Annotated in this window: 8 protein-coding genes; 4 read left to right on the forward strand and 4 right to left on the reverse strand. The window is 38.4% G+C overall.

All coding sequences use genetic code 11. The features are described 5' to 3' along the window. The first annotated feature begins 402 nt into the window (after nucleotides 1-402). Together Q0890_RS13545 and Q0890_RS13550 are read left to right on the forward strand one after the other, a co-directional pair. Nucleotides 403-1551 (forward strand): hypothetical protein, encoded by a 1149-nt coding sequence (locus Q0890_RS13545; RefSeq protein WP_299222037.1) that lies wholly within the window; start codon nucleotides 403-405, stop codon nucleotides 1549-1551. Nucleotides 1552-1682: 131 nt separating this feature from the next. Beyond that, a complete protein-coding gene (locus Q0890_RS13550) occupies nucleotides 1683-1949 on the forward strand; it encodes a hypothetical protein (RefSeq protein WP_299222039.1) in 267 nt (88 codons plus the stop codon). A gap of 54 nt (nucleotides 1950-2003) precedes the next feature. On the opposite strand, the gene Q0890_RS13555 is transcribed toward Q0890_RS13550, so the two are convergent. Continuing rightward, the gene (locus Q0890_RS13555) at nucleotides 2004-2939 is read right to left on the reverse strand and encodes a DNA-binding protein (RefSeq protein ID WP_299222042.1); all 936 of its coding nucleotides are present in this window, start codon (nucleotides 2937-2939) and stop codon (nucleotides 2004-2006) included. 87 nt (nucleotides 2940-3026) lie between these two features. After that, nucleotides 3027-4232 carry a competence protein CoiA family protein gene (locus Q0890_RS13560; protein WP_299222044.1) on the reverse strand — a complete coding sequence of 402 codons (1206 nt, stop codon included), beginning with the start codon at nucleotides 4230-4232 and terminating at the stop codon, nucleotides 3027-3029. A gap of 149 nt (nucleotides 4233-4381) precedes the next feature. Between Q0890_RS13560 and Q0890_RS13565 the strand changes: the two genes are divergently transcribed. Further along, nucleotides 4382-4627 carry a helix-turn-helix transcriptional regulator gene (locus Q0890_RS13565; protein WP_299222054.1) on the forward strand — a complete coding sequence of 82 codons (246 nt, stop codon included), beginning with the start codon at nucleotides 4382-4384 and terminating at the stop codon, nucleotides 4625-4627. Continuing rightward, on the forward strand, nucleotides 4614-5510 hold the full coding sequence (locus Q0890_RS13570) for a hypothetical protein (protein WP_299222047.1): 897 nt from the start codon (nucleotides 4614-4616) through the stop codon (nucleotides 5508-5510). The genes Q0890_RS13565 and Q0890_RS13570 overlap by 14 nt, the downstream gene beginning before the upstream one ends. Here Q0890_RS13570 and Q0890_RS13575 read toward each other — a convergent pair. Continuing rightward, nucleotides 5507-6559, reverse strand: a complete 1053-nt coding sequence (locus Q0890_RS13575) for a DNA methyltransferase (protein WP_299222049.1) — start codon at nucleotides 6557-6559, stop codon at nucleotides 5507-5509. The two genes, Q0890_RS13570 and Q0890_RS13575, sit on opposite strands and share 4 nt — an antisense overlap. A gap of 47 nt (nucleotides 6560-6606) precedes the next feature. After that, nucleotides 6607-7563: a replication initiation protein RepM gene (repM, locus tag Q0890_RS13580; protein WP_299222051.1), complete on the reverse strand. Its 957-nt coding sequence runs from the start codon at nucleotides 7561-7563 to the stop codon at nucleotides 6607-6609. Between the last annotated feature and the right edge of the window lie 569 nt (nucleotides 7564-8132).

Raw genomic sequence — 8132 nt, forward strand, 5'->3', positions numbered from 1 at the left:
TAAGCTAACAATCAAGGGTGACGGCTGAACGCCTACCCTTGATTTAAAAGGTCTGAACGACCTTTTTATCTTACTGTTACTGTGTTTAGTCTGTGGGGGATTGACCCCCACAGACTAAAAGCCCGTCAGGTGCTGCGCACCCGACAAACGCAACTTCTGGGGTAAAAAGCCACCCCAAGTTACGTTTGTCGGCTACTGGCCGACGGGGGGCTAGCCCCCATGACCTACAATCGTCCTTAGGGGTCGATTGCACTATCGCTGAACGCTTGTGCTACGGTCATGGCTCCCCCACGCACTCTCCACTGGGGTTGCGAGTGTGCATTTTCTGGACGAAAATACACCCTTCGGGCTTGCGCTGCCCATGGGGGCAGCGTTCCCAAACATCAGAATTAAGGATTTTTAATGCTATTTGGCGATCAGAGTAGTTTAAAAGGGATTCATGCACACATGGATGCGTTGTCTGAAGCTAAAGACTTCATCGGAGTAAACATAGAGCGTAGGATGCTTGTTCTCAAATGGCTACATATATTCGGATATTCTGATCGAGAGATTATATTGAAACTTATTGATCGGCCTGATAGAGGTGGCTATCGCTTTATCACTGATTTAATAAGACATGGCTATATTCAAAAGTTTGAAAATACTTTTTATGGTAAAGATTTATTCATGTTGGATAAAAAAGGCGTTGGGCTACTACTTGAGAGCGCAGCTACTCCTACTGATAAGACAAAAGTACCCAGTAAGCGCAAATTTATGATAACTAATATGGTGGCGCATGAAGTTGGGCTACATAAGTCTGTTATAGCGTCTCTTAATCACCTTTCAGACGGTAGACGACTTATAAATATAGATAAAGAGGTTAGGTGTAAGGCCTTAATGCTTGATGTGTTAATGAATTTTCAAAAATTGGACTCAGAAGCTACCCTAAAAGTAGGCTTAGAGTATGAACGTGCTGATAAGTCACGACGACGCACTGAGTTTTTGCTTGTTGAACACATGAAGAATATAGCCAAAGAGCAGTATGATTTAGTCATTTTTAGCTTCACTGAAAAAAGGTTACATGATTATTTCATCAAGATCCTGATCGATAAGCCTAAAGAATGGTCTAAGAGTAAAGAAAAAGGTACGCTTTACAATGGCATACCTTATAACGATCAGTCTAATAATAATTCGTTGTACTTTATGCTTCTATCAGACGATAAAATAGAAATTACCAACTTAGCTCAAATCAGGGAGTTAAAAACGCATAGATTACACTCTTATTTAGTCGAGAGTGAGCAAAAAGAGAAAAATGATGCTCTAAGTGCTGAAAAAGAAAAAGAGCGCTTAGAAGCGCAGGAAATGCGTTCAAGAGAGGAAGAAGAACAAAAAAAGCGTAAGCGAGAGCAAGAGGATAAAGAATTGGCTAAAGCTGTGGCGCTGAGAACCACAGAGGAGATTTTAAAAAAGCTACTACATAAATATGAAAACAGAAATCTTATATTTAATAACGACTTTAAGAGGTATCTCACTGGTGAAGAGGACGTTAATAAAATTGATATAGATACCTAACTTAACTAACGCCTTTTGGTTGTTGGATCAAGCCATAATTAGACAGCAAGCAAGCTTGCAGACCTAATCATAGCTTGATCAAAGAATGGCTATGATGCAGCTGACTAGAAATTATAGAATGGAGATTAGTTATGTTTAGTAATGCGGATATGTTAGGCCTAGATTTAGAAGTTTATGATATACCGGCAACATACAATGATGAAGCAGACTTTTTAGATGATGATTGGTCACTGAATATACATACTATGGCTTCTCATTCAGCACCATTGTCACCGTTGCCACCAGGTACGGTAATGCAAGTATTGCCACCGCCGCTATCAGAACTGATGAATGTTACAACTCATGTATTACCACCACCATTACCAGTGCAGCCACCACCGTTGCCTAATGATGACTAATTGATCCTATAGCTGCTAATATCATCACCCCTACTGCTGTAGGGGTGAAATGTATTATTTCTTTTGTTTGTCTTGTATCGTAGCAAGTTCAGTCTGTAACCCTTCTGCTTTCTCTTGTTCTGCATCATAATTAGCTGATAGCTCTTGGTATTGCTTGTCTAGTACCTTGTGTTCAGCGCTAAGCGTGGCTTGCGCTTTTGTTAGCTTATCCATAATGGCTGATAGCTTGTTACGTTCAGCGGTAACTGCCTTTAACTCCCCTTTAATCTCTGCGGTAGCCGTTTGTATCTCATTACGTTCAGCTGTGACCGTTTTTAGCTCTGCCTTAGCTTCTTTAAGCTCTGCCTTCAAACGTGCAATCTCTGCCTTATCGCTATCAGCTGTAGCGTCAAGCGTGGCTATTTTACTTAAACTGCTAGTAAGCTCTACAGACCGCTTATCCAGTGCAGTACGTACCTCTGCAAGCTGTGATTGCGCTGTCTCTGCCTTGGTACGCTCAAGCTCTAATTGATGCTTAGTATCTGATAGCGTCTGTTTGGTATCATCATGGTCAGCTGTGGCTTGCTGAGCCGCTTTAGTTGCCGTCTCCGCAGTGGTGGCCACCTCGTCCAGTTGCTGTAGTAAATCCGCTTGTTCACTTTCTAAGGTCTTAACCGCTTCTTGCGCTTCGTCTGTCTCTGCTTGTGCCTTGACCTTAACCACCTCTAGGGCTTCACGCTCCTTAGACAGCCTATCATTTGCCATATCAATAGCTGTCTGCCACATATCAGCCCCAAGTGTGTGCAAGCGTTCAGTGATACCACTAGGTAAATCTACTTGCTGTAGCTCTTGCTCTTCCTGCTGTTCTCGCTTCCAACTCTGCATCGCATCACTGATAGTAGTGAACGAGCCACCGCCTAGCGCCTTACGCACCTCTGCTAATGTCGGCTTGATCCCTTGTTCCTGTAATTGGTCAGCTGCTGCATGAATATCTTGTGTAGTGAGTGCCATGATTTTATATTCCTTGATAGTGTATTGTAGTATTTTGTATATAGTATAATACATTATACAACATACTACAATAACTAAAGTTCTTTACTACATATCTCTTATAACCCACTTACCAAACTCAAAACCTTCATTGTATTTGATTTTAAGATTATTATTCACTTGATAGACACACTCCACATTAATTGCAGTATCTGTAGCATAGACTTGTTCTATATCAAGACCCTGATGCCTTATGAATATTGACTTTGTATTAATTTCATATGAATAGCTAGAATGACTACCATCACGGTCTATGACAAAGCCACATTTAATACAGGAGTTCACGATAAAACCCTTATTAAGAATTACACTACGCACTTGTTTTATAGGGGAAAATGCGTATTTTCTAGCAAAATACGTGTTAATAAATTCAATTTCTTTGCTGCTACAGTCTTTTATCTTCTTAAAACGTGTTTTATATCTTTCTTTAAAACTTACTCTTGCAACTATCTTGTTCGTATGACCACATTTAGTGCAAAATTGCTTGCTTAACCCTAAAGACACCTCAACTACAGGTTTATGCTTAATTCTAAATTTTATAGAAGTAAATCGCTCACAAGGCACGAATTTTATACCTTGTGATACTAAACTTTTTATAAAATAATCTAGTGATAGGGCAATAGGTTTGAATGAACGGTAATTGTACCTATCGCTGTTATTATCTAGCTCGTTCACGTTATAGATCATATAGGTTTTATCGATTTGCCTCTTATTTCTGTAAATAGAGAATACGGGTAAGTCTTTTGTACTATAGGCATAGTCGCCTGTGATCGCATTGGTGTCTTTAACTGAACCACTTCTAAGTAGCCATGCACACCTTACGCCTGATTGTGCGTACTTTTCTTGTCTGCGTCTTGTTTCGATAAATGTTTGAGGACTCCATTGAACTTCAATGGCAATCTTAGCTTTGCCCTTTTCTGCGTAAATATCTGCTATCCATTCCTCACCACTAGGGGTAGCCCCTCTTTTTTCAACCTCTACACTCCAACCATTTCTAGCTAACTCCTGCATAACAAGGCGTTTGATGTCCATGTGTTCGTCTGACTCACCGCCAGTAGAACAACTAGAGTTATCAGGCTTTACCTTATGAGCAAAAAACTGTGTGCCTAGCTTGCTTGTTTTTAATATCGCTTGCTTACCGCAACAGGACATTGTAAAAGCAGCATTTTTATCCTCTTTTAATGCTATCCAGTCTTTTAAATCATATTGAAAGCTGTAGATAGTTTGATTATTTTTTTTGCAGGAAAAAGCCATGACCAACCCCCTTTAATTTTTGAGTCAATAGTTAGTCGTGATCTTTTAAAATCACTCTCTATTACCCTGACATTGTCTATAAAAACCAAAATTATAACAGCAGAATATCCCGATATGGGATATACCGAATCAGGATATATACTTTTTTGATGGACAAAGGTATTTACTCTTCTAAAAACGATCTACTAAGAAAAATCTTACATGATGCCAGAGTCTCATTGAACTTGACTCAGGTGGATGTTGCGTATCAATTAGATAAGCCTCAATCGTATGTTTCTAAGTATGAGAATGGAGAGAAAACACTGACTGTATTTGAATTCATATACATCTGTGATGCTTTAGGACTTAAAGCAGAAGATGTAATAAGAGAGTTGAAAACAATTGGAAATTTATAAACGTATTCTTGAAGAAGGTGAAGAACACTTATCTAGCCTAGATAACCATATATTTGATGTATTAGATGTGAAGCAGCCAGCATCTGCACAGGCAGTTATAAACCTAAGTACCACTATATCTAAGCTTTCACCACTTGTAGGCAACCTAATTGAGTTCGCAATATGTGACTTTTTAAACAACCAGTCTAATCATAAGCATTTAGGATCGTGGTATAGGCAAGATCCAGGATTCCCTGATACTATATTTCTAGGCAATGTATCGCCAAATCCTGGATTTGAAATAAAAGCCTGGTTTCCATTATCGACTGAAATCACTGCTCGATTTAAAGATAGTCAGAAATACTTCCCACAGGATCAAACCTACGTAGCTTTGATAGCGTGGCTACCAGAATTTATCATTTTTGGAAGACCTGCAATAATTAGCACAACCAGCATTTCTGCTGCTTCTATAGCATATTATAGAGACAATCATTACAACAAACCTCCTCACTATATAGTTTTAGAACCTGAAGATACTACCAGTAGGACTAGCAATTTACAGCAGACAAATATGAATGGTTATAGGTTTCAAGGAAACCAACAGGAGCTTGAGAGGGCTTTAATAGATGTTGAGGCTTGGGGTTTAGAGGGCGTTCCGTATAACTCTTCGCGAGAGTATCAAGACCTACTCCAATCTCTAGTTAAGAAATATAGATATAGACTAGATACTAACTTTGCGAAAATTGATAGAATCCAACATCCTGAAATTGTTAAGTTTAAAACAGAAGTCATGAATACTTGTGTTCATGGTAGAACTATTAGCGAGTGGCAAAAGATAATCACGAGTAAGAATGATCAATTAATTATTAATAGCTTGTCTGAAGCGTTTAATCTAAACGTCTAATCGAAGCGCTTCTTGCCAAGATTGTAATGTGCAGGAATGATTTCAGCTGCATAAGACTTCCTATCTAAGGTTCTAGCCGAAAGAGAAGCTGAAAACAACCCACCAAATGGTTCCCAAATAACATCCTTAGGCTTACTACAAGCTTCAATAATCAGGTTCATCAAGTCTAAGGGCTTTTGGTTCAAGTGTGCAGCTTTACCCTCGGATTTAGAAACCTTTACTCTTTCTTTACCTGCTAAAGGCTTTCTACTCCATACATTGGTGTATCCCATTGGACAGTTGAATGTACTTCTCATTTGTCCCCATTGATCAGGAGACAAAGATTTTTTCCCATCGATTGAGAAGTAAGGCTTGTTCTCTGGCTTCCCATTTTCGTTGGCGTATTTAACTAATTTCTCAAACATTTCTACGGGCGGAAAATACCACAAGTGACCTTGGTCAAGATATTTTCTCGTAGCTACGTTTTTCACTTCACAGGCTATATTTGCTCGATTTAAAGGTAATCCAGTTTTTTTCCACTCGTCATATAGCCATTTTTTTAACTCTTTCTCATCAATTTTAGCTTCATAAACATAGTAAGCACAGACCTCAGTAACAACTGGAAATCTTCTAATAGTTTTAGTATTTACGTTACCTGCAATATGAGCTTTACCCTTATCCCATATGTTCAAGTTAATGTACTTCCAACCATAAGCTTCCAATATAGGATGAATAGTCGCCCACCCTATTTCAGTATTCCAGAACCACAGGCTTGTATACGGCTTTGCAGCTTTACTCCAAGCTTCTATATGTGGCTTATACCATTCAGCTAATCCATTATGATCTACAGTATCTCCTTGGAAGCCTAAGATGCCATAAGCACCATCAGAAATTATGGCGTTAGGGGTTTCCCATTTATTATAAAAGTCTAAAACGTTGCCGTGGTATAAATGTGTGCCATTATCTTCATAAAAACTCAGATCATCAGTTGTAGAATTATCGATCAGTCTGCCAGCTCTACCGACAGTACTACATGCAGGTGCTTCTTTATACAAATACAAATTATTCATAATGCCCTTATATATAAATATTACTTGAAAAACTTTAGAGATTTAGGTTAATAATCTAAGTAATCACGTATTGGACGCTTATCAAACTGCTTAGGATCTTTTTTAAGACGGTTAATCATTTCAAACTCCCACCCTTGCTGTGACTGTCCAGCTGGACTAGTAGGGCTTACTAAGTGGTTATATTCAGCCATAAAAGCAGGGTTTCGAGCAATACGCCCTAATTGCTTATCGTTTAACCCATCAACCGTAAACATATCAGCGGTATCAACGTCACGTAGCTTACTGTCTGCATCAGCCTTAACTTTGGCCTTTGGCTTCTCATGAACAGTAAAAGTGAAACCTACAATTTTGCGCCCTTTTTTCACGTTCTCATATTTAACTTTAAGATCTGATTTTTTGTTAATTTCATCTGTAGCGAGGTCTAAGACACGCTTCTTAAAATCATTCATTCTTTTGTATTCATTGACTCCTAGCCCCATTTGTTCTCTAAAAACTCCTATCTCAAAGCATGGTGTTTTTTTGGCTGTGCGCCATTGTGTCAATAGCTCATAAAGGCGTACTGAATAAACACTATCAAACTGTGTGGTTTGCTCTAGTAAATATGAGGTAAAAAACTGCTCTAAGCCATTAATACGACTAATACCTTCTACAACAGCAAGAGTAAATACTAAGTCTATAGCACCCTCACCATCATGATATTGCACCTGCTGCAACCAACGGCTTTTGATAGGCTTGCCATTATCATCAAGGTAGGTAAAACGCCTATTGAATAAGGTTTCCTCAGCTTCTTTCATGCGCTTATAGCCATTTTGCCGCGTAGTTTCAAATATCTCTGCATAACGGGTAGCATCAATTCGTAACGGCTTGTCAGTGCTTAATCCTGTAGCTGTTTCTCTAGCATCAACGATAGCTAATTGAATGATGCGCACTTCGGCTAATGATAAGGTCTGTAATGCCTGATTTAATTGATTGGTTTTAACTACCAAATTCGTTTTTGGCTTCATCCTTGTTCCCTAAATTAATTCAACCTATAATCTATTAGCGACATTATACAACTTGTCACAATAGTGACAATAAATAATTTGTCACATAATGGTAACTAAACGTCACCTTATGGGTAACTAAACGTCACCTTATGGGTAACTAAACGTCACCTTATGGGTAACTAAACGTCACCTTATGAAGCTTACAAGTCAATATTACCAAGGGATGCAGAGAGTCTAAAAGCATTTAAAAGCTATTAAAAGCATTAAAAGCCTTTTTTTATTTTTTTATTAATTAAAAGATAAAAGAAAAAGAGCTAAAAACAGCAGATTTTAGTAAAAAGCTTCCAATCAGCAGATTGGAGTAAAGCTATGAAGAAAAATATCAGCCAAATAAGATCATATTAGCTAGTAAAAAGTAGAATTTACCCCTATACAATAAGTGACAATAGCTTATAGTGACTGTTATACACTGAACATTGTATAGGGTTCACCTTAGTAACCAGTAACAGTTAAGCTAACAATCAAGGGTGACGGCTGAACGCCTACCCTTGATTTAAAAGGTCTGAACGACCTTTTTATCTTACTGT

This window comes from uncultured Psychrobacter sp. (assembly GCF_947488565.1).
Classification (GTDB): Bacteria; Pseudomonadota; Gammaproteobacteria; order Pseudomonadales; family Moraxellaceae; genus Psychrobacter; species Psychrobacter saeujeotis.

Coding starts and splice junctions, on each gene's coding strand:
- Q0890_RS13565 (WP_299222054.1), top strand. CDS start 4,382: ATGGACAAAGGTATTTACTCTTCTAAAAACGATCTACTAAGAAAAATC.
- repM (WP_299222051.1), bottom strand. CDS start 7,563: ATGAAGCCAAAAACGAATTTGGTAGTTAAAACCAATCAATTAAATCAG.
- Q0890_RS13560 (WP_299222044.1), bottom strand. CDS start 4,232: ATGGCTTTTTCCTGCAAAAAAAATAATCAAACTATCTACAGCTTTCAA.
- Q0890_RS13555 (WP_299222042.1), bottom strand. CDS start 2,939: ATGGCACTCACTACACAAGATATTCATGCAGCAGCTGACCAATTACAG.
- Q0890_RS13575 (WP_299222049.1), bottom strand. CDS start 6,559: ATGAATAATTTGTATTTGTATAAAGAAGCACCTGCATGTAGTACTGTC.
- Q0890_RS13545 (WP_299222037.1), top strand. CDS start 403: ATGCTATTTGGCGATCAGAGTAGTTTAAAAGGGATTCATGCACACATG.
- Q0890_RS13550 (WP_299222039.1), top strand. CDS start 1,683: ATGTTTAGTAATGCGGATATGTTAGGCCTAGATTTAGAAGTTTATGAT.